General features: G+C 66.5%; 26 protein-coding genes and 2 tRNA genes. 12 read left to right on the top strand and 16 right to left on the bottom strand.

Annotated features, from left to right (window positions below; translation table 11 throughout):
• Positions 1-2 precede the first annotated feature (2 nt).
• Together EYE40_RS13315 and EYE40_RS13310 are read left to right on the top strand one after the other, a co-directional pair.
• Entirely contained in the window at positions 3-989 is a 987-nt protein-coding gene (locus EYE40_RS13315) for a COG1361 family protein (protein WP_130982400.1), read from the top strand.
• Positions 986-1,264 carry a hypothetical protein gene (locus EYE40_RS13310; RefSeq protein ID WP_130982399.1) on the top strand — a complete coding sequence of 93 codons (279 nt, stop codon included), beginning with the start codon at positions 986-988 and terminating at the stop codon, positions 1,262-1,264. Before EYE40_RS13315 ends, EYE40_RS13310 begins: the two co-directional genes overlap by 4 nt.
• On the opposite strand, the gene EYE40_RS13305 is transcribed toward EYE40_RS13310, so the two are convergent.
• The 7 genes from EYE40_RS13305 to serS form a co-directional block, all read right to left on the bottom strand.
• On the bottom strand, positions 1,225-1,812 hold the full coding sequence (locus tag EYE40_RS13305) for a DUF6624 domain-containing protein (protein WP_130982398.1): 588 nt from the start codon (positions 1,810-1,812) through the stop codon (positions 1,225-1,227). The two genes, EYE40_RS13310 and EYE40_RS13305, sit on opposite strands and share 40 nt — an antisense overlap.
• Positions 1,813-1,845: 33 nt before the next feature.
• Positions 1,846-2,346, bottom strand: a complete 501-nt coding sequence (locus EYE40_RS13300) for a cysteine hydrolase family protein (RefSeq protein ID WP_204742248.1) — start codon at positions 2,344-2,346, stop codon at positions 1,846-1,848.
• 68 nt (positions 2,347-2,414) lie between these two features.
• A tRNA-Ser gene (locus EYE40_RS13295) sits at positions 2,415-2,503 on the bottom strand.
• Positions 2,504-2,596: 93 nt separating this feature from the next.
• Positions 2,597-3,832: an LCP family protein gene (locus tag EYE40_RS13290; protein ID WP_130982397.1), complete on the bottom strand. Its 1,236-nt coding sequence runs from the start codon at positions 3,830-3,832 to the stop codon at positions 2,597-2,599.
• Between the two features lie 31 nt (positions 3,833-3,863).
• Positions 3,864-3,948: transfer RNA gene (locus EYE40_RS13285), tRNA-Ser, on the bottom strand.
• A gap of 103 nt (positions 3,949-4,051) precedes the next feature.
• A complete protein-coding gene (locus EYE40_RS13280) occupies positions 4,052-4,855 on the bottom strand; it encodes an HAD family hydrolase (RefSeq protein ID WP_130982396.1) in 804 nt (267 codons plus the stop codon).
• A complete protein-coding gene (gene serS, locus EYE40_RS13275) occupies positions 4,852-6,117 on the bottom strand; it encodes a serine--tRNA ligase (protein WP_130982395.1) in 1,266 nt (421 codons plus the stop codon). Before serS ends, EYE40_RS13280 begins: the two co-directional genes overlap by 4 nt.
• Positions 6,118-6,169: 52 nt before the next feature.
• Here serS and EYE40_RS13270 point away from each other — a divergent pair, with 52 nt between their 5' ends.
• Complete coding sequence (locus EYE40_RS13270; RefSeq protein ID WP_130982394.1) at positions 6,170-7,144, top strand: diacylglycerol/lipid kinase family protein; 975 nt, start codon at positions 6,170-6,172, stop codon at positions 7,142-7,144.
• A gap of 6 nt (positions 7,145-7,150) precedes the next feature.
• Here EYE40_RS13270 and pheA read toward each other — a convergent pair whose 3' ends face one another.
• Together pheA and EYE40_RS13260 are read right to left on the bottom strand one after the other, a co-directional pair.
• Positions 7,151-8,083, bottom strand: coding sequence for a prephenate dehydratase (pheA, locus tag EYE40_RS13265; RefSeq protein WP_130982393.1), 933 nt, complete (start codon positions 8,081-8,083; stop codon positions 7,151-7,153).
• A gap of 52 nt (positions 8,084-8,135) precedes the next feature.
• Positions 8,136-8,837 carry a hypothetical protein gene (locus EYE40_RS13260; RefSeq protein WP_130982392.1) on the bottom strand — a complete coding sequence of 234 codons (702 nt, stop codon included), beginning with the start codon at positions 8,835-8,837 and terminating at the stop codon, positions 8,136-8,138.
• A gap of 134 nt (positions 8,838-8,971) precedes the next feature.
• Here EYE40_RS13260 and EYE40_RS13255 point away from each other — a divergent pair, with 134 nt between their 5' ends.
• Entirely contained in the window at positions 8,972-10,348 is a 1,377-nt protein-coding gene (locus EYE40_RS13255; protein WP_154071865.1) for a protein kinase domain-containing protein, read from the top strand.
• On the opposite strand, the gene EYE40_RS15405 is transcribed toward EYE40_RS13255, so the two are convergent.
• A complete protein-coding gene (locus tag EYE40_RS15405; protein WP_154071864.1) occupies positions 10,349-10,504 on the bottom strand; it encodes a hypothetical protein in 156 nt (51 codons plus the stop codon).
• Between the two features lie 101 nt (positions 10,505-10,605).
• On the opposite strand from EYE40_RS15405, the gene pgm reads away from it, so the two are divergent.
• Positions 10,606-12,237 (top strand): phosphoglucomutase (alpha-D-glucose-1,6-bisphosphate-dependent), encoded by a 1,632-nt coding sequence (gene pgm / locus EYE40_RS13250; RefSeq protein WP_130982390.1) that lies wholly within the window; start codon positions 10,606-10,608, stop codon positions 12,235-12,237.
• A 156-nt stretch (positions 12,238-12,393) separates the two neighbouring features.
• On the opposite strand, the gene EYE40_RS13245 is transcribed toward pgm, so the two are convergent.
• The 3 genes from EYE40_RS13245 to EYE40_RS13235 form a co-directional block, all read right to left on the bottom strand.
• Positions 12,394-12,990, bottom strand: coding sequence for an amidase domain-containing protein (locus EYE40_RS13245; protein WP_130982389.1), 597 nt, complete (start codon positions 12,988-12,990; stop codon positions 12,394-12,396).
• Complete coding sequence (locus tag EYE40_RS13240) at positions 12,990-13,763, bottom strand: M15 family metallopeptidase (RefSeq protein ID WP_130982388.1); 774 nt, start codon at positions 13,761-13,763, stop codon at positions 12,990-12,992. Before EYE40_RS13240 ends, EYE40_RS13245 begins: the two co-directional genes overlap by 1 nt.
• 106 nt (positions 13,764-13,869) lie before the next feature.
• Positions 13,870-15,903 (bottom strand): hypothetical protein, encoded by a 2,034-nt coding sequence (locus tag EYE40_RS13235; protein ID WP_130982387.1) that lies wholly within the window; start codon positions 15,901-15,903, stop codon positions 13,870-13,872.
• Positions 15,904-16,241: 338 nt separating this feature from the next.
• On the opposite strand from EYE40_RS13235, the gene EYE40_RS13230 reads away from it, so the two are divergent.
• The 7 genes from EYE40_RS13230 (at position 16,242) to EYE40_RS13200 (ending at position 24,297) form a co-directional block, all read left to right on the top strand.
• Positions 16,242-17,993: an MDR family MFS transporter gene (locus tag EYE40_RS13230; RefSeq protein ID WP_130982926.1), complete on the top strand. Its 1,752-nt coding sequence runs from the start codon at positions 16,242-16,244 to the stop codon at positions 17,991-17,993.
• A 207-nt stretch (positions 17,994-18,200) separates the two neighbouring features.
• Positions 18,201-19,481: an ABC transporter substrate-binding protein gene (locus EYE40_RS13225; RefSeq protein ID WP_240034817.1), complete on the top strand. Its 1,281-nt coding sequence runs from the start codon at positions 18,201-18,203 to the stop codon at positions 19,479-19,481.
• 96 nt (positions 19,482-19,577) lie between these two features.
• A complete protein-coding gene (locus tag EYE40_RS13220) occupies positions 19,578-20,600 on the top strand; it encodes a carbohydrate ABC transporter permease (RefSeq protein WP_130982385.1) in 1,023 nt (340 codons plus the stop codon).
• Positions 20,597-21,487: a carbohydrate ABC transporter permease gene (locus EYE40_RS13215; RefSeq protein WP_130982384.1), complete on the top strand. Its 891-nt coding sequence runs from the start codon at positions 20,597-20,599 to the stop codon at positions 21,485-21,487. Before EYE40_RS13220 ends, EYE40_RS13215 begins: the two co-directional genes overlap by 4 nt.
• Positions 21,484-22,926, top strand: coding sequence for a GH1 family beta-glucosidase (locus tag EYE40_RS13210; protein WP_193554515.1), 1,443 nt, complete (start codon positions 21,484-21,486; stop codon positions 22,924-22,926). Before EYE40_RS13215 ends, EYE40_RS13210 begins: the two co-directional genes overlap by 4 nt.
• A 44-nt stretch (positions 22,927-22,970) precedes the next feature.
• Positions 22,971-23,993 (top strand): LacI family DNA-binding transcriptional regulator, encoded by a 1,023-nt coding sequence (locus tag EYE40_RS13205; RefSeq protein ID WP_130982383.1) that lies wholly within the window; start codon positions 22,971-22,973, stop codon positions 23,991-23,993.
• 19 nt (positions 23,994-24,012) lie between these two features.
• On the top strand, positions 24,013-24,297 hold the full coding sequence (locus tag EYE40_RS13200) for a GNAT family N-acetyltransferase (RefSeq protein ID WP_130982382.1): 285 nt from the start codon (positions 24,013-24,015) through the stop codon (positions 24,295-24,297).
• 12 nt (positions 24,298-24,309) lie between these two features.
• Here the strand turns inward: EYE40_RS13200 and EYE40_RS13195 are convergent, their stop codons facing one another.
• Genes EYE40_RS13195 through EYE40_RS13185 form a run of 3 tightly spaced genes read right to left on the bottom strand, consistent with a single transcriptional unit; the run spans position 24,310 to position 26,602 of the window.
• Positions 24,310-24,627, bottom strand: coding sequence for a hypothetical protein (locus EYE40_RS13195; RefSeq protein WP_130982381.1), 318 nt, complete (start codon positions 24,625-24,627; stop codon positions 24,310-24,312).
• Between the two features lie 37 nt (positions 24,628-24,664).
• Positions 24,665-25,714 carry a lipoate-protein ligase LplAB gene (locus EYE40_RS13190; protein WP_130982380.1) on the bottom strand — a complete coding sequence of 350 codons (1,050 nt, stop codon included), beginning with the start codon at positions 25,712-25,714 and terminating at the stop codon, positions 24,665-24,667.
• Positions 25,715-25,723: 9 nt separating this feature from the next.
• On the bottom strand, positions 25,724-26,602 hold the full coding sequence (locus EYE40_RS13185) for an alpha/beta fold hydrolase (RefSeq protein WP_130982379.1): 879 nt from the start codon (positions 26,600-26,602) through the stop codon (positions 25,724-25,726).
• Position 26,603: the final 1 nt, after the last annotated feature.

Here is a 26,603-nt window from a genome sequence, read left to right as displayed (position 1 = left end):
TGATGAAGCAGTTCACCCTCATTGCGGCCGCCGTCATGGCGGCCGCAATGGTCGTTCCCGCGGCACCCGCGCTCGCAGCCGGCGAGGCGTCCGTCACCTGGTCGGTCGCCCCGGCGACCGCTGACGGACCGGACGGCCGCGCCTGGGTCGAGCAGAAGATCGCACCCGGCGATTCGGTCACCGAGCATCTCGCCGTGCGCAACCTGGGCAAGACGGCCACGACCTTCGCGCTGAGCGCCGCCGACGGATACTTCACGAAGACGGGGCGCTTCAACATGCTGCAGGCCGACCAGCAGTCGGTCGCTGCCGGCACCTGGATTTCTGTGGTGGATGACGTTCTGATCGAACCGGGAGCCACGGCTGTCATCCCGTTCACCATCAGCGTTCCCGCGAACGCGACCCCGGGCGATCACGCCGCGGGCGTCGCCGCTTCGATCACCAGCAGTGGCACGACCGAGGACGGTGCGCAGATCGGCGTGAACAGCCGCGTCGGCTTCCGCGTGATGACGCAGGTGACGGGCGACCTCGCCCCCGCGCTCACCGTGACCGACCTCGACGCCGACTATTCCCCCTCGTGGAACCTCTTCTCGCCCGGCACCGTCGACGTGAGCTACGCGGCGCAGAACACCGGCAATACGCAGCTGACCTTCGGCGAGAGCGTCGACGGCGTCAGCACACCGCGGGGCGACCTGTTCCCCGGCGACTCCCGTACCGTCGCTACTGAGCCCATCAGGACCTGGCCGCTCGGGCCGATCACGATGGAGGTCGCCGTCGAGTCGACGGTGCCCTCCGACGGATCGCTTGCCGTGGCTCCCGTCACCCGCAGCGTCGTCGTCTGGGCCATCCCGTGGCTGCATCTGGCCGTGCTGCTCGGCGTCGCCATCGTGATCACCATGCTGGTGCTCGGTCGCCGCCGCAACTCGGCAAAACTCGAGCGCCTGCTCGACGAGGCGCGCGCCGAGGGACGCCAGGAGGTGATGTCGTCGTGAGGCGGCGCACGCGCGTCATCGCCGCCGGCGTGCTGGTCGCCGCAGCGCTGGTCGTCATGCCGCAGCCGGCTGTTGCAGACACCGACGGAAGCATCTCCGTCGGGGTCGACATCGCCCCGCGGCAGGAACCGACCGAGCTCGCGCGCACCGGATTCGAGCCGCTGCCCGCAGTGCTGCTGATGCTCGGGCTGACCGCCGGAGGAACTGTGGTGATAACCGCGGCGAGGCGGCGTGCTCAGTCCTCCGCACAGATCGCGGCCATCTCCTCGAGGTAGTCGGCGAGCGACTCGAGGTCGGCTGCCGCCCGGCGGGCCTCGACGTTGTCGGCATCCTTGATCGGTGTTGCGGGCTCCGGTCCGTTCGGGCCGCAGCCCACCTGCGTGCCGTAGCTCTGCTGCTTGCCCGCGCCCACCGCGACCCGGTCGGTCAGGTAGGCGAGGTTGCCGGGCGATGCCTGCCCGCGCTCGACCGCCACCTCGAGCAGCGCCAGGGCCTCGGCCTGCACCTGCGGCTGCAGGTCGGAGTGCTGGGCGATCGCCCACGCGGCATCCTCGCCGTCCTCGCCGACCAGGTCGAAGGTCGGCCAGCCGTGCTCGTCGAGGATCTCCTTGAGCCGATTCGTGCGCGCCTGGTCGCCCTCGTTGTCGACGCCGCCGGTACGGCCGGCCTGGTCCCGCTCCAGCATGGCGAGCAGTTCGTCGTGCAGCTCCTCGTCAAAGGCGACGGGGGTGGATGTCGGAGCCTCCGTGCCCCCCGGTGCCTCAGGCTGCGCGGCGCAGCCCGTGAGCAACGCGACTGCGAGCAGTACGGAGAGCCGTTTCATACCCTCCAGTTGTACTCCGCACGGAGCACAACGTCATCCCTTTTTCCAGACGCTAGCCGAGCAGCGCGACGACCTCGGCGGCCGTGCCCGTCTCGCCGAGCATCGGACATTGAAGCCGGCGTCGTAGGCGTCACGTGCCGTGGGCTCGATGCCGAAGCTCGTTGCCAAGCCCACGATGACGACCTGGGTGACCCCCGCATTGTTCAGCTGCTGCTGCAGGTTGGTTGAGCTGAACGCGCTCCAGGCACGACGCGTCATGAGCATGTCGCCCTCCTCGACGGTGACCTCGGGCACCAGCGTCACCAGTTCGGCGGGCCATTCGGATGCGCAGCGGCCGAACTCCGCGCGTCCCGGTCCGGTGCCGTCGATGGTCGCGATGACGACCGGCAGCTTGCGCTTCCGGAACTCGGCGATCACCGAAGCCGCGTTCGCGACCACGTCGGCGATCGGGTGCACCGTCGGGTTGCCGACCGTGCCGGCCTGCAGGTCGACGACGATGAGTGCCGTGCGCGCGTCGATGGTGGTGACGGTCATGTTCGACTCCATCGTGCGCAGCGGAGAAACGAAAAAGCCCCGGTCAGACCGGGGCTTTTCGAGAACTGCGGAGACGGAGAGATTTGAACTCTCGGTACCCGTTAGGGTACTCCACCTTAGCAGGGTGGTGCACTAGGCCGGACTATGCGACGTCTCCCGGGCTGCCTGTGCGGGCAGTTCCGTCAGTAATCGTAGCCGATTACCGGGGGTTGTACGAACGAGCGGATGCCGCGGCATCCGCTCGTATCGATCAGAACGGGTTGGAACAGGTCGCGTCCGCAGCGGTCTGGCCCGAGATGTTCAGCTTTTCGAGCGGAGCGCCCGTCGCCGCGGGGTCCGGAGTTACGGGCTCGGCGTTCGGGTCAACGACCGAGCCGTTGCCGTCGCCCACAGAGGCGAGCGCAAACGGCTCGTCCGCGCGGATCTTCGAGAACAGCTGGTCGACCTTGTACTGCACGGGCGCGACCTTGCCCTGGTAGATGCCGCCCTGGCCGGTGACGCCGGGGAACTGGACGAAGGTGACAGCCTCGAGCGGGATGTCCTTGAGCTTCGCAGCTATGGACAGCATGTTGTCGAGCTGACGGAGACCGCTCGACAGTTCCATCGACGAGGTCGCGGCCTGGGCGAGCGCGTACACCTTGAGCGGGTCGCCCAGGGTGTCCTTGCTCTTGAGCGTGCGGACCAACGACGAAAGGAAGACCTGCTGCGAGCTGATGCGGGTCAGGTCGCTTCCGTCGCCGACACCGTGGCGCGAACGCAGGAAGGCGAGTGCCTGCCAGCCCTTGAGGGTATGAGTACCCGCTGCCATGTCGAGGCCGGTCTTGTCATCCTTGACCGGTCCGGCGAAGCAGACGGGCACACCGCCAACGGCGTTGGACATCTTGATGACACCGTTGAAGGTGATCAGGCCGGCGAACTGGATCTTGAGTCCGGTCAGCGCCTCGACCGTGAGCACGGTGCACGCGAGTCCGCCGTAGTAGAGGGTCTCGTTGATGGGGCGACCGGTCATCGGGGAGCTCATGGCTCCGGTCTGGTTGCCGTCCTTGTCGACGCGCGGGCAGGAGGGGTAGGGGACGACGAGGTCGCGCGGGAAACTGACGGCCGTTGCGTTGGTGCCATCCGCGGACACGTGCAGGAGCATGGTCACGTCGTTGAGGTTGGCGGAGCCGCGACCGCTGCAGCCGTCATCCTCCTCGCACTTGTCGCTGCCGACGATGAGCATGTTGAATCCACCGGGGTAGGCGCCGACGCTGGGCGGTGGTGCGTCGGTGGGCTGAACGAGCTCGACACCGGGCTTGAGGTTGTTATTGAGCTGGTTGACGACGATGCCGGCGAGGGCGGCACCGCTGACGAGGACAACGACGACGCTGGCTCCGAGGAACGCGAGGATGGCACCCCAGGGGCCGGCCTTACGCAGGCGACCGTGGCGGGCTATGCCGGTCGTCTTGACTACTGATCTGTCCGAACGTGGGCGGAGTTCGCTCATCGGAGATCCCTTCGATAATGGTGCAGGGCAGCGGAGGGCGTGGGATTCGAACCCACGAATGCTTTCACATCACCAGTTTTCAAGACTGGCTCCATCGGCCGCTCGGACAGCCCTCCATAAGGAAACCAAGGTCTGAGTGTAACCGAGATCAACCCCGGCATCCTGTAGATCGACCGGTAGAAGTGACGGGGCCTCAGCATTGACCCCCGTTCGGGGGTGCTACAGCGATGCGAAGAGAGTTGCTACACCGTCGTCGAGATCGGTGCCCGTCGACTCGTTGGCCGCGGCGGTCACCTCGTCGGGCGCCTGGCCCATTGAGACACCGCGCCCCTCGACCGATGCCCACTCCAGCATCTCGATGTCGTTGCGTCCGTCGCCGACCGCGATCACCGATGAGCGCGGGATGTCGAGCAGGCTGCGCACGCGCTCGAGCGCGGTCGCCTTGTTCACGCCGTCCGGGGCGATGTCGAGCCAGGCCGTCCAGCCGACGTTGTAGCTCACGCGATGCAGGCCCATTCGCTCGACGACGGCGAGAAAATCCTCCATCTGGTGATCGGGAGAGATCACCACAACGCGAGTGGCGCGATGCGCGGAGAGCTGCTCGAACTCGACCTTCTCGCTGGACGCGCCGAGCGTGCCATCCGGAAACCAGCCGGTGTAGCGGTACAGGCCGGTCTCGTCTTCGACCGCGTAGTTCGCGTCGGCGAGGCTCGCCTTGATCGTGGTGAGCACCTCGCTCGGATCGAAGCTCTCGACGAAGGCGCGTGAGTATCCGGTGGGCGCACCCGCATCACGACCGAGCGTGATGGCGCCGTTCGAGCACACCACGTACTGCGGGGTGATCGAGAGGCGTTCGAGGATCGGCAGGGTCATCGCGACCGAGCGTCCGGTGGCGATCATGACCTCGTGGCCGAGGTCGCGCACGCGCTGCACCTCGGCGATGACGGCCTCGCTCAGGGTCCCGTCCTCGTGCAGCACGGTGCCGTCGATATCGAGCGCGATCAGCAGGCGATCGGCGCTCACGCGACGGGCTCGAAGGTTTCGAGGCCGCCCAGGTAGGGCTGCAGTGCCTTCGGGATGCGTACTGAGCCATCCGCCTGCTGGTGCGTCTCCAGAATGGCGACTATCCAGCGCGTGGTGGCGAGTGTGCCATTGAGCGTGGCAACCGGCGTGGTCTTGCCCGCTTCACCGCGATGGCGGATGTCGAGTCGGCGCGCCTGGTAGGTCGTGCAGTTGCTGGTGCTCGTGAGCTCGCGGTAGGCGCCCTGGGTCGGAACCCAGGCCTCGATGTCGTACTTGCGGGCCGCGCTCGACCCGAGGTCACCGGCGGCGACGTCGATCACGCGGTAGCTGAGCTCGCACGCCTGCAGCATCGCCTCCTGGAAGCTGACGAGGCGGTCGTGCTCGGCCTCGGCGTTCTCGGGCAGCACGTAGCTGAACATCTCCAGCTTGTTGAACTGGTGCACACGCAGGATGCCGCGGTTGTCCTTGCCTGCTGAGCCCGCCTCGCGGCGGTAGCAGGTCGACCAGCCGGCGTAGCGCAGCGGCGCCTTCTCCACGTCGATGATCTCGTCGGAGTGGAACCCGGCGAGCGCGACCTCGCTCGTGCCGGTCAGGTAGAGGTCGTCGGCGGGCAGGTAGTAGATCTCGTCGGCGTGCTCACCGAGGAACCCGGTGCCCGCCATGATCTCGGGGCGCACGAGCGTCGGGGTGATGAGCGGAACGAAGTCCTCGCTCAGTGCCTTGTCGAGCGCCATGTTCATCAGCGCGATCTCGAGGCGCGCGCCGACACCCTTGAGGAAGTAGAAGCGGCTGCCGCTCACCTTCACGCCGCGGGTGATGTCGATGGCACCGAGCAGCTCGCCGAGCTCGGCGTGATCGCGGGGCTCGAAGTCGAAGGTCGCCTTCTCTCCCACCTCGCGCAGGGTGACGAAGTTCTCCTCGCCGCCGGCGGGAACTCCCTCGATGATCGGGTTCTGGATAGCTCCGGCCAGCGTGACGAACTCGGTCTCGGCGTCTATCGACAGCTGCTGGGCTTCCTTGACCTGTGCGGCGAGCGCCTGGGCCTGCAGCACGAGGGCCTTCTTGGCCTCCTTCGGAGCGGTCGCGACCGTGCGCCCGAAGGCGTTCTGCTCGGCGCGCAGCTTCTCGAAACGCTGGATGGAGGACCGCCGCTGAACGTCTGCCGCGATCGCGTCATCGACGAGAGAGACGGACGAACCGCGTGCCTCCTGTGAGCGTCGGAGCAGGTCGGGGTTGTCGCGCAGCAATTGAGGGTCGATCACAAGCCCCATTGTACTTTGGGCCTATGCAGCCGGGGTGCCGTACCGTGAGACCGTGAACAACCAGAGCCTCCATGCAGCCGTCGTGTACAACCCGATCAAAGTAGACCTTGAAAACCTCAAGTCGCTGGTGAATGCGGCGGCGACGGAGGCTGGCTGGGGAGACTCGATGTGGTTCGCCACAACCGAGGAAGAAGCTGGCCAGCGCGCCACCGCGAGCGCCCTGCGCCGAGGTGCCGACGTTGTGCTCGCGGCCGGCGGCGACGGCACGGTCCGCGCCGTCGCGGAGGGCCTCCGCGGCTCCGACGTTCCTATCGCCCTGCTGCCCTCGGGCACGGGCAACCTGCTCGCGCGCAACCTCGACCTCGACGTGACCGACCTCGAGGGTGCTATCCGCAGCGCCTTCACAGACGGCGAGCGCCGCGTGGACCTCGGGCTCGTCGAGGTCACGCGCGAGTCGGGTGAGAAGGAGACGCACGCGTTCCTCGTGATGGCCGGACTCGGCCTCGACGCGAAGATGATGGCCAACACCAATCCAGAGCTCAAGAAGGCAGTGGGCTGGCTTGCCTACGTCGACGCCGGGGTGCGCTCGGTCGCCGAACTGAAGCCGATGCGCCTCAACTATCGCGTCGACAAGAAGGACGTGAAGACCGCGAGCGTGCACACCATTCTCATCGGCAACTGCGGAAAACTCCCCGGTGGCCTGATGGTCATGCCCGACGCGATGCCGGACGACGGGATCCTCGACATCGTCGCGATGCGGCCGCAGGGCCGATTCGGCTGGCTGCGCGTCTGGAACAAGGTCGCGTGGGAGAACGGCGTACTGCGCAAGAGCGCCATGGGCCGCAAGATCATCGACCTCTCGAAGGACGTCAAGGACGTTATGTCCTTCCGTGGTCGCGAACTCAACCTCGAGGTCACCCCTGCACAGGAGTTCGAGCTCGACGGCGACGAGTACGGCGAAGTCGTGGCGATGAAGGCCTGGGTCGAGGAGCGCTCGCTGCGCGTCAAGGACCCCGTCGGCGTCTAGTTCGGTCTAGTGCTCGCCGCTGATGAGGCCGCGCAGCCAGTCACGCGCCTCGATGAAGACCTCGTCGCCGTAGCGCTGCGTCACCTCGATCTCGAGCTTGTCGGCCCGCGGGTAGCTGCCCAGGAAGATGACGTTCGGTGAGAAGCGCTTGAGGCCGAGCAGGGCATCGGCGACACGCTCATCGAGGATGTGGCCATCCAGATCGATCACGAAGCGGTAGCGCCCCATCGCATCACCGATCGGACGCGACTCGAGCAGGCTCATGTTGACGCCGCGAGTCGCGAACTGCTCGAGCATGTCGAGGAGGCCGCCGGCACGGTCATCCGGAAGCTCGGCAATGATGCTCGTCTTGTCGCTGCCCGTCTTCTCGGGAACCGCAACCGTGCGACTCACCAGCACGAAGCGGGTCTGCGCGTTCGGGTTGTCGCCGATGTCACTCGCAAGCACCACCAGGTCGTGGTGATCGGTGATGCCGGGGGGCGCGATCGCGGCGTCGGCCGTTTTATCCAGTAAAAGGGATGCCGCGGCCGCAACATTCGACGCCGCCGGGATGTGACCGTGGGTCGGCAGCTGCGCGTCGAGCCACAGGTGCGTCTGTGCGTAGGCGACGGGATGCGCGTTCACGACCTTCACGTCGGCGAGGGTCGTTCCCGGCCGCGCGACGAGCACGAAGTTCACCGTGACGAGGAACTCGCCGATGATGCGGAGGCCCGGAATGTTGGCGAGGGCGTCCTGCGTGGCGCTCACCCCGCCCTCGACCGAGTTCTCGATCGCGATCATGGCGGCGACACTGCGCCCGGTGACGACGTCATCGAGCGCCTCGCCCACGTTGTTCACCGGGTGCCAGACCTTGCCGGCCGCCTCGGGAACCTGCTTGAGCGCGGCCTCGGTGAACGTACCGGCCGGTCCGAGGTAGCTGTAGGCGGGGGCTGCTGACATGGCTCCGAGTTTATGGGGTGCGCGCGATCGTGACGGCGTGCACGCCAACCGTCTAAGTGACGAGTCGACCGATCGCCTGGACCAGCCAGACCGCGGCGATCGGCGCGGCGACCACCAGATTCCCGATGCCCAGGCCGACGGGCGCGACGCTCCGGCCGCTCTCCGGTCGGCTGCGCCACGGGCGGAGGAGTGTCAGCCCGGCCGTCAGTACCGCTGCCGCGAGCAGCGCGAGGCCGGCCATGGCGAACATGAAGTAGTCCGGTGTGAGCGTGACACTCTCGTCGTGCAGGGAGGTATAGAAGAGAAATGGCACCAGCAGGCCGAGCACCCCGAGCGTCGCGGCATGACCGACGATCAGCAGCCACCACCCCGCGGCCGACCGCGCGGAGCGACGCAGCGGCGGTATCGACAGCTGGTTGACCGCAATGCCGGCACAGATGGGTGCCGCGACGATCGCCAGCCACGGCAACCAGCTCGCGGGAAGCGCGAGCGCGCAGAGCGGAACGATAGAGAGACTGCCGAGCACCGCGCCCACCGCAGCAGACGTGCGCGGGGTCGACGGCCACAGTCGCAACGCGATCAGCACACCGAGAGCGCTGATCGCGCCGACCGCGGAGCTCACCGCGATGGTCAACACACCCGCCAGAAGGATCACCAACGCCCCACCCAGGAACATGGCGAACACACCCACGAAAGCGCCGAGGGTCATGCCGCGGGCGATCGTCGCGGCGAACGGTAGGCGCGAGCGGGTCATCTCTCGAAAGTAGCCGTGCAGAGCCGATGAATCGTCAGCACTCTGGATGACGGGGGTAGTCCTCGCGTCGCTGCTCATATCAGGCAATCGCTGTCAACCGTCTGCTCGAAATCGACGCCCACCATAGGATTCAGATGAAACGGAGAACGATGAGCCTGCCTGAAACAGCCCCGATGCCGGCACTCGTTCTCGGGGGCCGATACCGTCTGGAACAAGTGATCGGAACCGGTGGCATGTCCACCGTCTTCCGCGCGCGCGACGAACACCTGCACCGCGACGTCGCGGTCAAGCTGTACGACGCCGACGCCGCTGAGGTCGCCCGCCAGGAGAGCGAGCTCTCCGTGCTCGCGAGCCTCGACCACCACAGCCTCGTGACCCTGCTCGACGCGGGCGTCTCCGAGGACGCGTCACGCAGGGCGAACCGATTCCTGGTGATGGCCCTCGTCAATGGCACGAACCTGCGCGACCGCCTGCGCGGACCACGCATCGCCGCGCGCAACATCGCCGAGATCGGGTACGACATGGCGGAAGCCCTCGAATACGTGCATTCGCGAAACGTCATCCATCGCGATATCAAACCGTCGAACATCATGCTGGTGGATTACGGCCTGAGTGCCCGACGTGCGCGTGCGCGGCTCACCGACTTCGGCATCGCGCTCACGGACACCGCCGAGCGGCTCACCCTCGACGGGCAGACCACCGGTACCGCCGCCTACCTCAGCCCCGAGCAGGCCTCGGGCGGGACCATCACCTCGGCGAGCGACGTGTACTCCCTCGGGCTGGTGCTGCTGCAGTGCTTCACGCGGTCGATCGAGTTTCCGGGCACGATCGTCGAGTCGGCGATCGCCCGTCTGTCGCGCGACCCGGTGGTGCCCGACTACCTGCCGGCGCACTGGAAGCAGCTGTTCGCCGCCATGCTCAGCCGCAACCCGGCCAAGCGACCGAACGGACGCGACCTCGTCTCGGTGCTGCGCCAGGTCGTCATTGCCGAGAGCGGTCGTCACGCCGACCCGTCCGAGGCTCCCGCGCCGACCGTTGTGCCGGGCACCGAGGACGGCGAGCCCACCACGCTCATCGACACCATCCCCGACGAGGTGCTGCACCGCGTCACGGCGATGGCGGCGCGACTGTTCTCCGCCCCGATCTCCGCGGTCAGCCTGGTCGAGAACGGTGTCACGCGCCTCGTTTCGCACTTCGGTGAGAACGTCGAATCCATCGGCGACGACATCGACCTGTCGAACAACCGCCCGCCGTCGCCCGAACCGGTGCTCATCACCGACGCCCGCAAGGACCCGCGCTCGAAGGACAGCCGACTCGTCAAGGGACCGCTCGGAATGCGGTTCTACGCGGGTGCACCGCTTCTGCTCGGCGACGGCACCGTGATCGGCACCATCTCGGTGATCAACACGACCAGCCACAAGCCGAAGCCCGAGGACATGGCGAGCCTCGTCGACCTGGCGGCGCTCGTCGTCGCGCAGCTCGAACTGCCGAGCGAGGAACGAACCTACTAGTTACGGACGGTACTCTTTCGGCGGCTGGGTGGGCCGCTCGGGTGAGACTCGCGAACCGTTCAGCGCGTTGAGCGCTGTGCCGAAGGCCGCGGTGACGACGTGGATGATGCGACTGAGAATGCCACCGGCCTCGCGGTGTCGTGCGTGAGTGCTCATCGATGAACCTCCTTCACCTCACGGTACCCCCTGTTCGAGGTTCACCCCGGAAAATGGTGAAAGGGCTCCCGCCGCGTGTCGTGGGCTGGGAGGATGAAGCCATGACCTCGCGTGCCGGAACCCCCGCCCAGACCGAAGACCTTATCGACGTGGAAGCTCTCGTCGCGGCCTACTACTCGCTGGTTCCGGATGTCACGAATCCCGACCAGAAGGTCGTCTTCGGTACCAGCGGGCATCGCGGGTCATCCCTCGATGCGGCGTTCAACGAGACCCACATCGCGGCCATCACCCAGGCGATCGTCGAGTACCGGGCCTCGCAGGGCACCACGGGCCCGCTCTTCATCGGGCGGGACACCCACGGCCTCTCCCGCCCCGCCGAGACCACTGCACTCGGGGTGCTCGAGGCGAACGGCGTGCACGCCCTTGTCGACGAATTCGACGACTACGTGCCCACCCCTTCACTGAGCCTCGCGATCATCACCTACAACCGCGGGCGCACCACGGACCTCGCCGACGGCATCGTTATCACGCCCTCGCACAACCCTCCCCGCGACGGCGGCTTCAAGTACAACCCGCCGCACGGAGGGCCGGCCGACTCCGACGCGACCGGCTGGATCGCAAACCGCGCCAACGAACTCATCGCCGACGGCAACCGGGGAGTACTGCGCGCCGAGCCGTCCGCCGTCGACACCTACGACTACCGTGGCGCCTACGTCGACGACCTCGCGAACATCATCGACTTTCCCGCGATCGCGGCCGCCGGAATCCGCATCGGTGCCGATCCCCTCGGCGGCGCGAGTGTCGGCTACTGGAAGCTCATCGCCGAGAAGTACTTCACCGGCACCCCCTCCTCGCTGACCGTTCTCGGCACCGGCGTCGACCCGCAGTGGGGATTCATGACCCTGGACTGGGACGAGAAGATCCGCATGGACCCGTCATCGGCATCGGTCATGGCCTCGGTCGTTCGCCACCAGCGCGAGTTCGACATAGTGACCGGCAATGATGCCGATGCAGACAGGCATGGGATCGTGACACCGGATGGCGGCCTGATGAATCCCAACCATTTTCTGGCCGTGGCCATCCAGTACCTCTATACGCACCGTCCTCAGTGGCGCGAGGATGCCGCCATTGGCAAGACACTCGTCTCGAGCACCATGATCGACCGGGTCGCCGCCGCGCTCGGGCGCACCCTGTGGGAGGTGCCGGTCGGCTTCAAGTGGTTCGTGCCCGGGCTCATCGACGGGTCGGTTGCGTTCGGCGGCGAGGAGAGCGCGGGGGCGAGTTTCCTGCGATTCGACGGCACCGTGTGGACGACGGACAAGGACGGCATCATCCTGTGCCTGCTCGCGTCGGAGATCCGAGCGGTGACCGGCAAGTCGCCGTCGGAGCTGTATGCCTCGCTTGTCGCTCAGTATGGCGACCCCGCCTACGAGCGTGTGGACGCCGCCGCCACCAAGGCTCAGAAGGCCGCGCTCGGAAAGCTCAACGGGTCGGCGATCACGGCCTCGACTCTTGCTGGCGACCCGATCATCGCCCGGCTCTCGGAAGCCCCCGGCAACGGAGCCGCCGTCGGAGGGGTCAAGGTCGTCACCGAGCGCGCGTGGTTCGCAGCCCGCCCGTCCGGCACCGAGGACGTCTACAAGATCTACGCGGAGTCGTTCGCCGGCCCGTCTCACTTGAAGCAGGTCCAGGCCGAGGCGCGTGCCATCGTGGATGAGGCGCTCGGCGGGTAGCTCCGCCGCACACCGCCCCACCCCAGCACGTGCTTCCCAAATGCGGACCGAATTCCGCCAGGTGGCAGAAGTACGGGGGTGGACCTGACCTGCTACCCCGTTTGATCCTGCATGTGGGAACAAAGTACGGGGGCGCGAGGGGTGCCGGGGCGTGCGTCAGTCGGCGGGATGCCAGAAGTAGGCGGTGCCGTTGCCGTCAGCGTGGTCGGCGATGAGGGCGTCAACCGCCTCAAACTGGCGGTCGGCGGAGTGCTGGATGACGCGAATCGTGCCATCCGCATCGATGCGGGAGACGGTCGCGGTGTGGTCCCGGTTGCCCGAGTTGTCCCAATCGAACTGCACGATGTCGCCGAGCTGGGCATCCGCCGCTTCGACAGAGGAGCCCAGTTCGGGATGGGCGGCCACGTAGTCGCGGAAGGCGGTCGAACTGACCCACGGCTTCGCGTACCGGTTCCACCCGAACACGGAGAGCTGCCACCAGTCCGCATTCATGGTCCACCCGCGCGCGAGCAAACCCTGGCTGGTGAAGTTGACGCAATCGGTGTCGGCGAGAGAGCCGAACTGGGACGTGTTGCGCTCCTGCCAGTGCTCGTCGAGGTAGGCGAGCTGGGCATCCACACCGGATGTGGCAGCGCCGCCGGACGGGGTGACCGAACCCGGCCGCACGCCGATGGCCACCGCAGCGACCAGCACAAGAACGCACCCGCCCGCGACGAGCCAGACGCGGAGGCGGCTTCGGCGGCGCTCAGGCATCAGCCGTAGGTGGGTGCTGCCGGGAGGTCGAAGAACTCCTCGAGGGTGGCGGTGCCGGTGTTGTGCATCTCCGTCGACAGGAGGACGCCGGTGTAACGGTAGTGCCAGGGCTCGTACTCGTATCCGGTGATGGACGTGAGGCCGTTCGGGTAGCGCAGGATGAAGCCGTACTTGTAGGCGTTCTCGGCGAGCCAGATGCCCTGCGGAGTGTCACCGAAACAAGCGGAGAGGGCGCACTTCGCGGGCTGGGCACTGATGTCGATGGAGAGGCCGGTCTGGTGCTCGCTGTGACCCGGGCGCGCACTCGTGAGGTCGGCGCCAGCCTGTCCGAGTTTCGCGACCCAGCCGTTATAGACAGAGACCTGTGCGCCATAGCTGCGGTAGGCGCTCTGCGACTGCATCTTCAGTCCGGTCTCCGCGGTGAAATCGGCGAACATGGTCACGACGGCATCCGAGGCCTCCGCACGCAGTTTCGGTGCATAGATGTAGGGCACCGGCACGTCGACCAGGTCGGGCGCCGCATAGTCCTGAGGGTCGAGCGGACGCAACTTGTTCACGACCACCCAGAGGCTCGCCGGGTCATCGATCGAGAACGCGGTCGTGTCGAACGTCGGCGTCGGGGTCGGCGTGGGCGTCGGCGTCACGACCGGCGGAGGCGGAGTCGTGGGATCGGCCGTCGGGAACGGTCCGCGATCCGGGGCGCACCCGGAAAGAGCCGCTGCCGCGACGAGGATGAGCACTGCAGCGCGAGCGACGCGGGGTAATTTCGACACCCCCCGAGTGTAAACGCAGCGCCCCGCCCCACTGCGGCCTCGGCGGGTGGGGGCGACACACAAAAGGGGCCGCCCGGTGAACCGGACGACCCCTCTCAGGAGCTAACTACTTGATGGGAGCAGTCGTCGGTGACTCCGGCGTGGTCGCCGTGATGTAGCCCTGCTTCGAACCCGTCACCTCGACGGAGATCGAGTGGCCCTTGTGTTCCCAGGTCAGCAGCAGCTTCGGCGAAGTGGAGTACTGGATGAGCTCTCCATCGGCGAAGAATGCGTACCGCAGGGTGGGAGCGGCGGACCAGGCGCCCGGTGCGACGACCAGGGTCTGGCCGACAACGCGCTTGCCGACGATCTTCGGCGTGCCAAGAACAAAGGTTCCGGGAACGACCGCAGCGACGGGCTCGTTGCGAGCGCCGGTGCTGGCGTAACCGGCGAGCTTTGCGACGACCTTGACCGAGACGACCTTGCCCAGGTCAGCGAAGACCGGAACGTAGGTCTTCGCGGTTGCACCCTTGATGGCGACGTCGTTGCGGTACCAGATGTAGCTGTAGCCGGAAGCCGGCTTCTCGTTGACCTCGCCCCATGCAAGACCCGAGGCGGTGAGCTTGACGCCGACCTTGGGCGTTCCCGCGATGTTCGCCGGGGCGCGGAACTGGAGGGTTCCGAGGGCGATCCGTACGATCTTCGGGCTCGTGACGGCCTTCTTGACCAGACCGGCCTTGGCGAGAGTCACAACGACCGTGATGCGGGTGTTGAGGTCCGCAGCCCCGGGCGCGTAGGTGGAACGCGTGGCGTTCTTGATGGCCTTGCCGTCGCGGTACCACTGGTACGTCTTGGTGGTTCCGGTGTAGTTGGCGGTGACGCTTGCGGTGAGCGTGTTGCCCACAGCCTTGACGCCCGTGACTGCAACGGAAGCGACGATCTTGGCCTCGTTGGCGAAGACGGTCTTCGAGGTTCCCACCTGGAGGGAGGACACCGTGGTGAGGCCGGTGCCGGTCGACGTGTCGGCGAATGCTCCGACAGCGACGTACGTGAACGAGCCGGCTGCTGCAGTGTCGATGAGGCCGACGAGCTGGTCGAGCGTGCCCGTGGTGACGCCACCCGTGAGGGCCTTGGACGAGATCCACTCGGCACCGAAGTCGGCCACATTCTCACCGTTGGTGGTTGCGGCGGGACGCAGTGTGGTCCAGCCACCCGTCCAACCGGCGGCGATCTGCAGCGACGCGGAACCGACGGAGGCTTCGGTGGTCGTCACCGCGAGGCCGTTGGAGACGAGCGAGCGAAGGCTCGTGACACCGGAGACGGCGTGGAGAAGCTGCTTCTTGGCAGGGAGTACGAGGTTGCCGCCAACGACGGTGGGCTTGGCGGTTGCCGCGCCGGCGCCGTAGAACCACGAGGTGGCCGGGTAGCCGGCTGCGGTCTCGGTGCCGATGTCGGAGAGCTGCACCTTGGTGGTGCTCGAGGCGGCGGGGAGGCCGTCGACGAAGACGTACGGGACCGCGTTCACAGTGATCGAGTCGATCGACGTGTCCACCCCGGGGTCGTTGTTGACCAGGGCGCCGACCGCTGCGTATGCGAAGGACTTGCTCTCCGTGCCAGCGACCGACGCATCGATGGCGGCGGCCAGTTCGCCCAGCGTGCCGGTCGTGAGTCCACCGACGCCTCCGATGGGCTTGCTCGAGATCCACGGGTCGGCGGGATCGAGATCTTCCAGGTTCTGCACACCCGGACGAAGGGTGGTCCAGTTGCCTGCACCCTGCCAGCCGAGGGCGATCTGGAGGGCGACATCGCCCTCATCGGAATCGGTGATGCCGACTTCGACACCCTCAGTGATGATCTCGGCGACGGTGGCGGGAAGCTCCGTACCCTTGAGCTGTGTGAGCACCTGCGTGAAGGGCTTCATCACGAGCTTGTCATTCACAATCGCGGCACGGATGCCGGGGCGGCTGGAGGCTCCGATGAACCACTTGTTGCCTGCGGGGTACGAGGAGGTCTCCTGGCCGATCTCGGCGAGGTGGACGCGCACGGCGGCGGGCGCTGCGGTGGCGGGAGCGGCGGCCAGGCCGAGCCCGGTGATCGCTACGGCGGTCGCCAACGACCCCGCAGCGACGCGCTTCAGGCGCGAGGCAGATTCTGATGACATGGGAGTTTTCCTTCGGATGTTGGGTAAATGAGGGTGGCTCAAATGGATCGCGAAAATCAGCATAGGTAGACAGGGGGGTATTCGCGAGGAAAGTTAACGAAAAAGTCGAGGAAACCCCCGGACTGGGGGTGCATGTGACCCGGCCGTGGACGGTTGCAGATCCCCGACGGCGGGTGTAACTTTGCGCTCTACGCAATATTTCTGCCGCCGCCGGCATGCATTGTCCAGCGGCGGCATTTGCGCTTAACCCACCCACTTTCGTAACAGAGGTTGCCATGTCACGCGCCGACTCCAAGGGCAAGATCCAAGCCCAGGCCATCAAGGATGCCGGCGGCGTTATGACGCACCGCCAGATCCTCTTCATCATCTTCGGACTTATGGCCGGGATGTTCCTCTCGGCACTCGACCAGACCATCGTGGGCACCTCGATGCGCACGATCGCCGACGACCTCAAGGGCCTCGACGCGCAGGCCTGGGTCACGACCGCCTACCTGATCACGTCCACGATCGCCACGCCGATCTACGGCAAGCTCAGCGACCTCTTCGGTCGTCGCCCGTTGTTCATCATCGCGATCGTGATCTTCCTGATCGGCTCGGTGGCCGCCGGGTTCTCGAGCTCGATGTACGAGCTGGCGGGCTTCCGCGCCCTGCAGGGCCTCGGCGCTGGCGGCCTCATGGCCCTTCCGCTCGCCATCATGGGCGACATCCTCGCCCCGCGCGAGCGCGCGAAGTACCAGGGCTACTTCCTCGCGGTCTTCGGCATCTCGAGCGTCATCGGCCCGCTCGTCGGTGGCCTGTTCGCCGGAACCCCGGAGATACTGTTCGTCACCGGCTGGCGCTGGGTGTTCCTGATCAACCTGCCGATTGGCGTGATCGCGCTCGCGATCGTGCTGCGCTTCCTGCATATCCCCCACACCCGTCACTCGGTGCGCATCGACTGGTGGGGTGCGGCAACCGTCATCCTCGCTCTCGTGCCGCTGCTGCTCGTCGCGGAACAGGGCCGCACCTGGGGCTGGGACTCCCCCGCCGCCCTCGCCTGCTACATCATCGGCGTGCTCGGCGTCGCCGCGTTCATCGTGAGCGAGCGTCTTATGGGGGACGACGCGCTGATCCCGCTCAAGCTGTTCCGCAACCAGACGTTCAGCATGTCGACGGTGCTCGGAGTGCTCGTGGGGTTCGGCATGTTCGGTGCCATGATGACGATCCCGCTGTACCTGCAGCTCGTGAACGGCGCGACCCCGACGGAGAGCGGCTTCCTGATGCTGCCGATGATCCTCGGCCTGATGATCGCGTCCATCGTGAGCGGGCAGCTGATCGCCCGCACCGGTGTCTACAAGTGGTTCCCCCGAGTAGGCACGGCGCTGATGGCCCTCGGCTTCTTCTGGTTCACCTTCGCGACGGCCGACAAGCCGGTGTGGTTCATGATGATCGGGATGTTCATCATCGGTCTGGGGCTCGGCCAGATGATGCAGACTCTCACCATCGCAGCCCAGAACTCGGTGGGGCCGCGGGATATCGGTGTCGCCACATCCTCGTCGACGTTCTTCCGCCAGATCGGTGGAACGCTGGGCGTTGCGATCCTGTTCTCGGTGCTGTACACGCGCATCCCGGAGACAATCGCCGCCGCGTTCAAGGACAAGTCCAACCTGGCCGGCCTGCAGGCCGCAGCGACCGACCCCGATGTGGTGGCGGACCCCGCCAACAAGGGGATCCTCGAGCTGCTGTCCAGTGCGCAGGGCGGCGATTCCTCCTCGGTGAGCGAGTCGCTCAACGGAGACAGCTCCTTCCTCAACGGTGCCGACCCGCGTCTCAGCGCTCCCTTCCTGCAGGGGTTCAACGACGCCGCCGTGTCGATCTTCTGGGTCGGTCTGGTTGTGGTGCTGGTCGCCTTCGTGCTGAGCTGGTTCCTCAAGGCGACGCCGCTGCGCTCCAAGTCAGCGCTGCAGGAGAACGCCGAGGCCGAGGCTGCCGTGGCCGCTCAGCGTGCCGCCGACCAAACCGGTGCGCTCGTGGAGCCCGGAACGGGAGCCGTGAACGTGGTCGATGCAGGGTCGTCGGCCGCGACATCCGGAAGCATCGACAAAAAGTAGCCGATTCGAGATGCAGCCCGCCGCGCCCAGCAAATCACTGGGCGCGAGCGGGCTGCAATCGTTTGCATGTGCACAAGTCGTGGGAGCGCTTCCATGGCAGGCGTTGACAGGACTTCGGGCGTGTGGTTATGGTTACCTCGATCGCTGAGAGCGCTCCCATGGGAGCGCTCCCGCAATCTCCCTACCCACGCACACAAAGGAGTGACCGTGAAGATTTCACGACGCACAACGGCCGTCGCCATCGCAGGTGCCACAGCCTTCGCCCTCGTCGCCACCGGCTGTTCATCAGCCGCACCCGGCGAGACGGACCCGAACGAGAAGATCACCCTCACGGTCGCCACGTTCAACGACTTCGGCTACTCGGACGAGCTGCTCGCCGAGTACACGAAGGAGCACCCGAACGTCACGGTCAAGCAGACCAAGGCCAAGACCTCGGACGACGCCCGCGCCAACTACTTCACCAAGCTCGGCGCCGGCTCCGGCCTCGCCGACGTTGAAGCCGTCGAGATCGACTGGTTCGCCGAACTGCTGCAGTACTCCGACAAGCTGACCGACCTGTCGTCTGACGACGTGAAGGATCGCTGGCTCGACTGGAAGGCGAACGCAGCAACCGACGCCGACGGTCGCCTCATCGCCTACGGCACCGACATCGGACCGCAGGCCATCTGCTACCGCTCCGACCTGTTCAAGGCAGCCGGCCTCCCCACCGACCGCGCAGAGGTCGCCACCCTGCTCGAGGGCGACTGGGACCACTACTTCGAGGTCGGCCAGGGCTTCGTCGCGAAGAGCGACGCCGCCTGGTTCGACTCCGTCGGATCGATCATGCAGGGAAAGCTCAACCAGGAGGTTGAGACCCTCGAGTCGAAGGACGGCGAGATCATCGCCGGCACGAACCCGGTCGTCGAGGCCGCCTACAAGGACATCCTCGCCCAGTCGCCCGACCTCTCGGCTCACCTGAGCCAGTGGAGCGAAGACTGGTACGCGGCGTTCTCGAACGGCGCCTACGCGACCATGCTCTGCCCGAGCTGGATGCTCGGCATCATCGAGGGTGAAGCCGAGGGTGTCGAAGGCTGGGACATCGCCGACGTCTACCCCAACGGTGGAGGCAACTGGGGCGGTTCATACCTCACGGTTCCCGCCCAGGGCGCACACCCCGAGGCCGCTAAGGAGTTCGCCGCATGGCTGACCGCCCCCGAGCAGCAGCTCAAGGCGTTCGTCAAGACCGGCAACTTCCCCAGCCAGGTCGCGCTGCAGGATGCCCCCGAGCTGCTCGAGGTCACCCGCCCGTTCTTCAACGACGCTCCCGTCGGTGAGCTCATGGCCGGTCGCGCCGCGGCGGTTCCCGCTGACGCGCCCTTCAAGGGAGTCAAGTACTTCCAGGTCATGACCGCGCTGCAGAACTCCCTCACCCGCGTCGACGTCGACAAGACGCAGAACGCGAAGGAGTCCTGGGCACAGTTCCTGAAGGACCTGGACGCACTCAAGTAACCAGCGTTAGCACCGGGGTCGGGTCGCGCGAAGCACCTGCGCGGCCCGGCCCCCTGCACGTCCCCCGTCTTACCGACTCCCCAGAGGAAAGTTCTCATGACCCAGTCACTCGCGCCCGACGTCGTCGTCAGCCGCCCGACCGACAGCCAGCCGGCACCGTCCGGCCCCGACGATGAGCGCCGCATCCGTCGCATCGCCTTCGGCCACCGACTCAGCCACTGGGACGTCAAGCTCTCCCCGTACCTCTACATCTCGCCGTTCTTCATCCTCTTCGCCATCACCGGACTGTTCCCGCTGATCTACACGGGCGTCGTGTCGCTCTACGACTGGCACATCATCGGCGGCCAGGGCGACTTCGTCGGCCTCAAGAACTTCGAGTGGGTGCTCGGCCAGGAGAAGTTCTGGATCGCGCTGCGCAACAGCTTCAGTATCTTCCTGCTGTCGGCGATCCCGCAGATCATCCTCGCCCTCATCATCGCGGCGATCCTCGACCAGAACCTCAAGGCCAAGACCTTCTGGCGCATGGGCGTGCTCGTGCCCTATGTCGTCGCCCCGGTCGCCGTCGCCCTCATCTTCAGCAACATGTTCGGCGACCAGTACGGCCTCATCAACAACATCCTCGGCCAGATCGGCCTCGACCCGATCGGCTGGCACTCGCAGGTCGTGCCGAGCCACCTCGCGATCGCCACCATGGTCAACTTCCGCTGGACCGGCTACAACGCCCTCATCTTCCTCGCCGCCATGCAGGCCATCCCGCGCGACTACTACGAGGCTGCGGCCATCGACGGTGCGAGCCGCATCCGCCAGTTCTTCTCGATCACCATCCCCTCACTGCGTCCGACCCTCATCTTCGTCATCATCACCTCGACCATCGGCGGCCTGCAGATCTTCGATGAGCCCCGTATGTACGACTCGACCGGACAGGGTGGCGCATCAGCGCAGTGGATGACGATCACCATGTACATCTACAACCAGGGCTTCGGTGTCGCGGGTGGCGGGCAGTTCGGCCACGCGGCCGCAGCGGCCTGGCTGCTGTTCCTCGTGATCGTCATTGTCGGACTCATCAACCTCCTCGCCACACGGGCGATCGCCAGCACCGGAACCAGGAGCGGAAAATGACCACCGCAGTGAAGACCCGCCCCACCAGCTGGGGCTCCAAGCGCAGCGCACGTGCCGCCGCCACCAACAAGCCGACGATCCTCGGCTACGCGTTCCTCGTGATCGTCATCCTGGGCTCGCTGTTCCCGCTCTACTGGTCGTTCCTCATCGGCAGCGGCGACGCGTCGACGCTGCGCAACCTCGACGTCAACTGGCTGCCGGGCGGCAACTTCCTCGCGAACGCCGCCAAGGTGCTCGAGAACGAGAGCGTCGGATTCTGGCGCGCCCTCGGCAACAGCCTCATCGTCTCGACGACGGTCGCGGTGTCGGTCGTGCTGTTCTCTACCCTCGCCGGGTACGCCTTCGCGAAGCTGAAGTTCCGCGGCAGCCGCCCCCTGCTCGTCTTCGTGATCGCCACGATGGCCGTGCCCACGCAGCTCGGCATCGTGCCGCTGTTCATCGCCATGTCGCAGTGGTTCCACCTCAGCGGCAACATCCTCGCCGTCATCCTTCCCGCCCTGGTCTCGGCCTTCGGCGTGTTCTGGATGACGCAGTACCTCTCGCAGGCACTTCCCGACGAGCTCATCGAGGCGGCCCGCGTGGACGGCGCCAACATGATCCAGACCTTCTGGTACATCGCCCTGCCGGCAGCGCGCCCGGCGGCCGCCATGCTCGGCCTGTTCATCTTCATCGGCACCTGGACGAACTTCTTCTGGCCGTTCATCATCCTGGACAGCAACAACCCGACCCTCCCCGTCGCGTTGTCGCTGCTGCAGAGCAATTTCTTCGTGGACTACTCGATTGTGCTCGCGGGAGTTCTGCTCTCCACCATTCCCCTGCTTATCCTGTTTGTTGTGGCCGGCAAGCAGCTGGTCTCCGGAATCATGCAGGGCGCGGTGAAGGGATGACGCAGGTGTTCGATACAAGAATCGGCGCTGTGGTGGATGCGGGCACCCGTGCCTTCCCGAAGGACTTCCTGTTCGGTGTCGCCACTGCCGCGTACCAGATCGAGGGGGCGGCCCACGAGGGCGGTCGCACCGACTCCATCTGGGATGCGTTCGCCCGCGTTCCGGGTGCGGTCGTCGACGGCCACAACGGTGACGTCGCCTGCGATCACTACCACCGCTACGAGTCCGACGTGCAGCTCATGGCCGACCTCGGCCTGCAGACCTACCGCTTCTCGACGTCGTGGTCACGTGTGCAGCCGGACGGCGGACCGGTCAACGCCGAGGGCCTCGACTTCTACTCGCGCCTCGTCGACCAGCTGCTCGAGAAGAACATCAAGCCCTGGCTGACCCTGTACCACTGGGACCTGCCGCAGGCCCTCGAGGAGAAGGGCGGTTGGGCGAACCGCGACACCGCCTACCGCTTCGCCGAGTACGCGGCCAACGTGCACGATGTGCTCGGCGACCGCGTCGACGCGTGGACCACCCTCAACGAGCCGTGGTGCTCGTCGTTCCTCAGCTACATCGGGGGCGAGCACGCGCCCGGTCGCCAGGAGCCGGAGGCGGGTCTTGCGGCCGGCCACCACCTGCTGCTGGCCCACGGGCTTGCGGTGCAGGAGCTGCGCTCGCGTAATCCGGAACTGCAGCTCGGCATCACGCTCAACCTGACGGTCGCCGACCCGGCGGATCCGACCGATGCGGGCGACCTTGACGCCGCGCGCCGCATCGACGGGCAGTTCAACCGGTTCTTCCTCGACCCGATCTTTCGGGGCTCGTATCCCGATGACCTGCTCGCGGATGTCGCGCACCTCGGCTTCGACAAGTACGTTCTGCCCGGCGACCTCGAGATCACGAGTGCGCCGATCGATGCGCTCGGCGTGAACTATTACCACGGGGAACTCGTGAGCGCTCAGCCGTCGGTCCGCGAGGCGAGCACCGCGGCGCCCTCGGAGCGCCCCAAGCGCTCACCCTTCCCAGCCGCGGAGGGTGTGTACTGGCACGCGCGCGACCTGCCGACCACGGCCATGGGCTGGGAGGTGCAGCCCGAGGGGCTCACCCGACTGCTGAACCGCGTCAAGGCCGAGTACACCGGCACCGCCGTCAAGCTGTACGTCACCGAGAACGGTGCCGCCTATAACGACACTGTCGAGGATGACGGTTCCGTGCACGACTCGGAGCGCGCCGCCTTCCTCGAGCAGCACCTCGGCGCCATCCTCGACGCCATCGACGACGGCACCGACGTCTACGGCTACTTCTACTGGTCGCTCATGGACAACTACGAGTGGGCCTGGGGCTACCACAAGCGTTTTGGCATCGTGCGAGTCGACTACGAGACGCAGGAGCGGACGCTCAAGGACAGCGCTATCCATTACCGTAAGATCATCGCCCGGCGAACCCTATAAACCGAAGCGTTCCCGCCCGCGACCGTTTTGGGGAAGGAGAGTCGATGAGCAACCTGCAGACGAGACGCCCGGCCCCTACCCTCGAAGAGGTAGCGGCCGAGGCAGGGGTTTCCCGTTCCACGGTGTCCCGAGTCGTCAACGGCTCGAGCCAGGTGAGCCCTGAAGTGCTGGCGACGGTCGGCGCGGCCATCGAGAAGCTCAACTACATCCCGAACCGCGCCGCGCGTTCGCTCGCGAACCGGCAGACCATGGCGATCGCCCTGGTGGTGCCCGAAGAGACGACCCGGTTCTTCGGCGACCCGTACTTCGCCGCGATCGTGCACGGCATCACGATGGGCCTCGAGCCGAGCGATTACGTGCTCAACCTGCAGCTCGCCGGCGCAACCAGCCCCTCGCCGAAGACCATGCGGTACCTGCTCGGCGGCAACGTCGACGGAGCGCTCGTCGTCTCGCACCACTCGGGCGACCACTTCCTCTCCAGCCTCGACGAGACGATCCCGGTCGTCTTCGGCGGGCGTCCCCTACGTCACGCCGAGCAGAACAGCTACTACGTCGACGTCGACAACGCCGCGGCCGCCGCAAAGGGCGTCGACCACCTCGTGGCCCTCGGCCGCAAGCGCATCGCTACGATCGCCGGTCCGGCCGACATGCCCGCCGGCATCGACCGTACGGAGGGCTGGCGTCGGTCGCTGCAGAACGCCGGGCTTCCCGCCGACCTGATCTCCTACGGCGACTTCTCGATGGTGAGCGGTGCGCGCTCGATGCGCGAGCTGCTCGACCGGGCACCCGACCTCGACGCGGTGTTCGTGGCATCCGACCTCATGGCGACCGGCGCAGTGTCAGTGCTGCGCGAGCGTGGCCTGTCGATCCCGGGGAATATCGCGGTGATGGGCTTCGACGACAGCCCCGCTGCGATCGGCGGCGACATCCAGCTCACGACGGTGCACCAGCCGTCGATCGAGATGGGTCGCAGGATGGCGGAGACCCTGCTCGCCCTGTTGCGCGGCGAGACCCCCGAACGCATCTGCATCATGGAGACCCGCATCGTCCAGCGCGAGAGCGCCTAGCCCGCGTAGCCTTGGACGCATGACTCACACCGTTGTGCACTCCCCCGAGGTGAACCAGTACCAGCTGCAGATCGACGGCGAACGCGTCGGGCTGATCGACTACGAGCTCGACGGCGACGTCATCCATCTCACACACACCGAGATCGACAAGTCCGACCGCACCCGCGGGCTCGGTAGCGAGCTCGTTCGCGAGACCCTCGATCAGATTCGGGATGAGACCTCGTACCGTCTCGTCGCAGACTGCCCGTTCGTCGCGCACTTCGTGGGCGAGAACACCGAGTACCAGGCGCTGCTGTCGCGTTAGCCAACTCAGCCGTTAGGCGCGGCGTCGACCGCCGGTGGTCTCCTCGACGGGAGCTGTGGCCGGGAGTCTGATCTCGACCCTGCCGCCGAAGATGCCCTTGTCGCCGTCACCGGGCACGGGTGCGGGAGCCGGCAGGATCGTCTGGCGGTCAAGCTCGACCTGGGCCTCGAAGCGTGTCGGGTGGAAGACCTCGTCGCCGATGCCGCCGATGCCGCCGCCAGATCCACCCGAGCGGTTCTTGTTGGACAGGTCGATCCAACCGCGGTTCTGCGCGAGGGAGACGACAGCCACTACGCCCAAGAAGATTCCGAGTACCAGCCAGCCGTCCACACAACCACCCTATGCGTGGCCGGCGACAGATCGCCGTTTACGGCACGCGGTTCAGCCACTCCTCGGTGCCGAACTTCTCGGAAACCAGCGCCTCTGCCCGAGCGATCTCGTCATCAGTAAGCGATCCGGGGGTCAGTCCGTAGAGCTTTGTGAAAGTCTCCTCCATGCGGTCGATGATCTCCGCGCGGGAAAGGCCGGTCTGGCTGCGAAGTGGATCGACCCGCTTGGCGGCGCTCTTGGTGCCCTTGTCGCTCATCTTCTCGCGGCCGATGCGCAGCACCTGCACCATCTTCTCGCCGTCCATGTCGTAGCTCATGGTGACGTGGTGCAGCACGGCACCGTTGCCGAGACGCTTCTGGGCGGCCCCGCCGATCTTGCCGGTCGGGCTCGTGATGTCGTTGAGCGGCTGGTAGCTGGCCTCGATACCGAGGGACTTGAGGGCGACGATGACCCACTCATCGAGGAACGCGTAGGAGTCGGCGAACGTCATCCCATGCACCAGGTCGGCGGGCGCATAGATCGAGTAGGTGATGACGGACCCGGCCTCCATGAACATCGCGCCGCCGCCGCTGATGCGACGTACGACGTCGAAGCCGAACTTCTTCGCGTTCTCGAGGTCGACCTCGTTGCGCAGCGACTGAAAGCTGCCGATCACCACGCCCGGGCTGTCCCACTCCCAGATGCGCAGGGTCGGTTTGCGGATGCCCGCACCCACCTCCTCCGCGAGAACCTGGTCGAGTGCCATCTGCATGACCGGCGGGAAGGAGCGATCGTGGATGAGCTCCCACTCGTAGTCCTTCCAGCTGGTCGCGCGCTGCAGGGCCCGGCGCACCGTCGTCGCGACGGCCTCCGGGCTGAAGCCGAGCAGGGTCGCCCCCTCGGGCAGCGCGGCGCGCACGGCGGCGGCGATCTGCACCGATTCCGAGTCGGACGAGATGCCGTTCATCGCGGCGTTGATCGCCTCGAGGGCGTCATCGGGCTCGAGGAAGAAGTCGCCCGCGAGGCGGAAGTCGGCCAGTTTGCCGTCGATCACCTCGAAGTCGACGACGACGAGCTTTCCACCGGGGACCTTGAACTCACCATGCATGAGTTCAGCCTAATCTCGCTCCGGGGCCAATCGTTGGTCCACCCAGGCGATCAGGTCGGCCGTGACTTCGTTCTTGTTGGTCTCGTTGAAGATCTCGTGCCGTGCCTCGTTGTAGACGATGACCTCGACATCGGTGAGCTCTCCGCGACGGATGTAGCTGTCGGCAAGCTTTTGCACGCTGGTCTCGCCACCCAGGGAGTCTTCGCTTCCGATCATGATGAGCAACGGAACATCCGCCGGCATCGGCTTGCTCGGGCGGCCGAACAACCGGAGCCCGTCGGAAATGCCGAACAGCTTGAGCGCGTCGGCGTAGAAGGTGAGCGGGTCTTCGACGAAGGCGGCCGAGACCGCGGCGTCGCGACTCAGCCACTCGTAGCCGGTGGTGCCGAGCGACTTGTGCCGCGAGTTGAGGTTGCCGCCGTTCATCTGGCCCGGCACGCGATAGGCCGTGCCACTCAGGATGATGCCGGCGAAGTCGCCCGCGTGCTCGTTGACCAGGATCTGCCCCATGAGCGAGCCCCAGGAGTGGCCGAGGAACACGATCGGCAGGCCGGGGTTCTCGTCGGCGATGATGCCGGTCAGCTGGTGCAGGTCGGCGACGGCAGCGCGCAGTCCTCCGGGGCCGAGCTTGCCGAGGCGACCGTGCTCCCCGTTGTACTGGCTGAGTCCGGTCTGGCCGTGACCCCGGTGGTCGTCGGCGTAGACGGAGATGCCGGCGGCGACGAAGTCCTGCGCGAGGCGCTCGTAGCGTCGTGCGTACTCGCCGAGACCGTGCGCGAGCTGCAGCACGGCACGCGGCTTAGCGGCCTTCCACACGTAGTAGTGCACCGTGACGCCCTGGGCGTCGACAAAGCTGTGATCGCTGCGCTCGGCTGTGAACTTCGGCATC

Source organism: Glaciihabitans arcticus (assembly GCF_004310685.1).
GTDB lineage: Bacteria > Actinomycetota > Actinomycetes > Actinomycetales > Microbacteriaceae > Conyzicola > Conyzicola arctica.
This window is presented reverse-complemented; position numbering and strand designations above follow the sequence as displayed.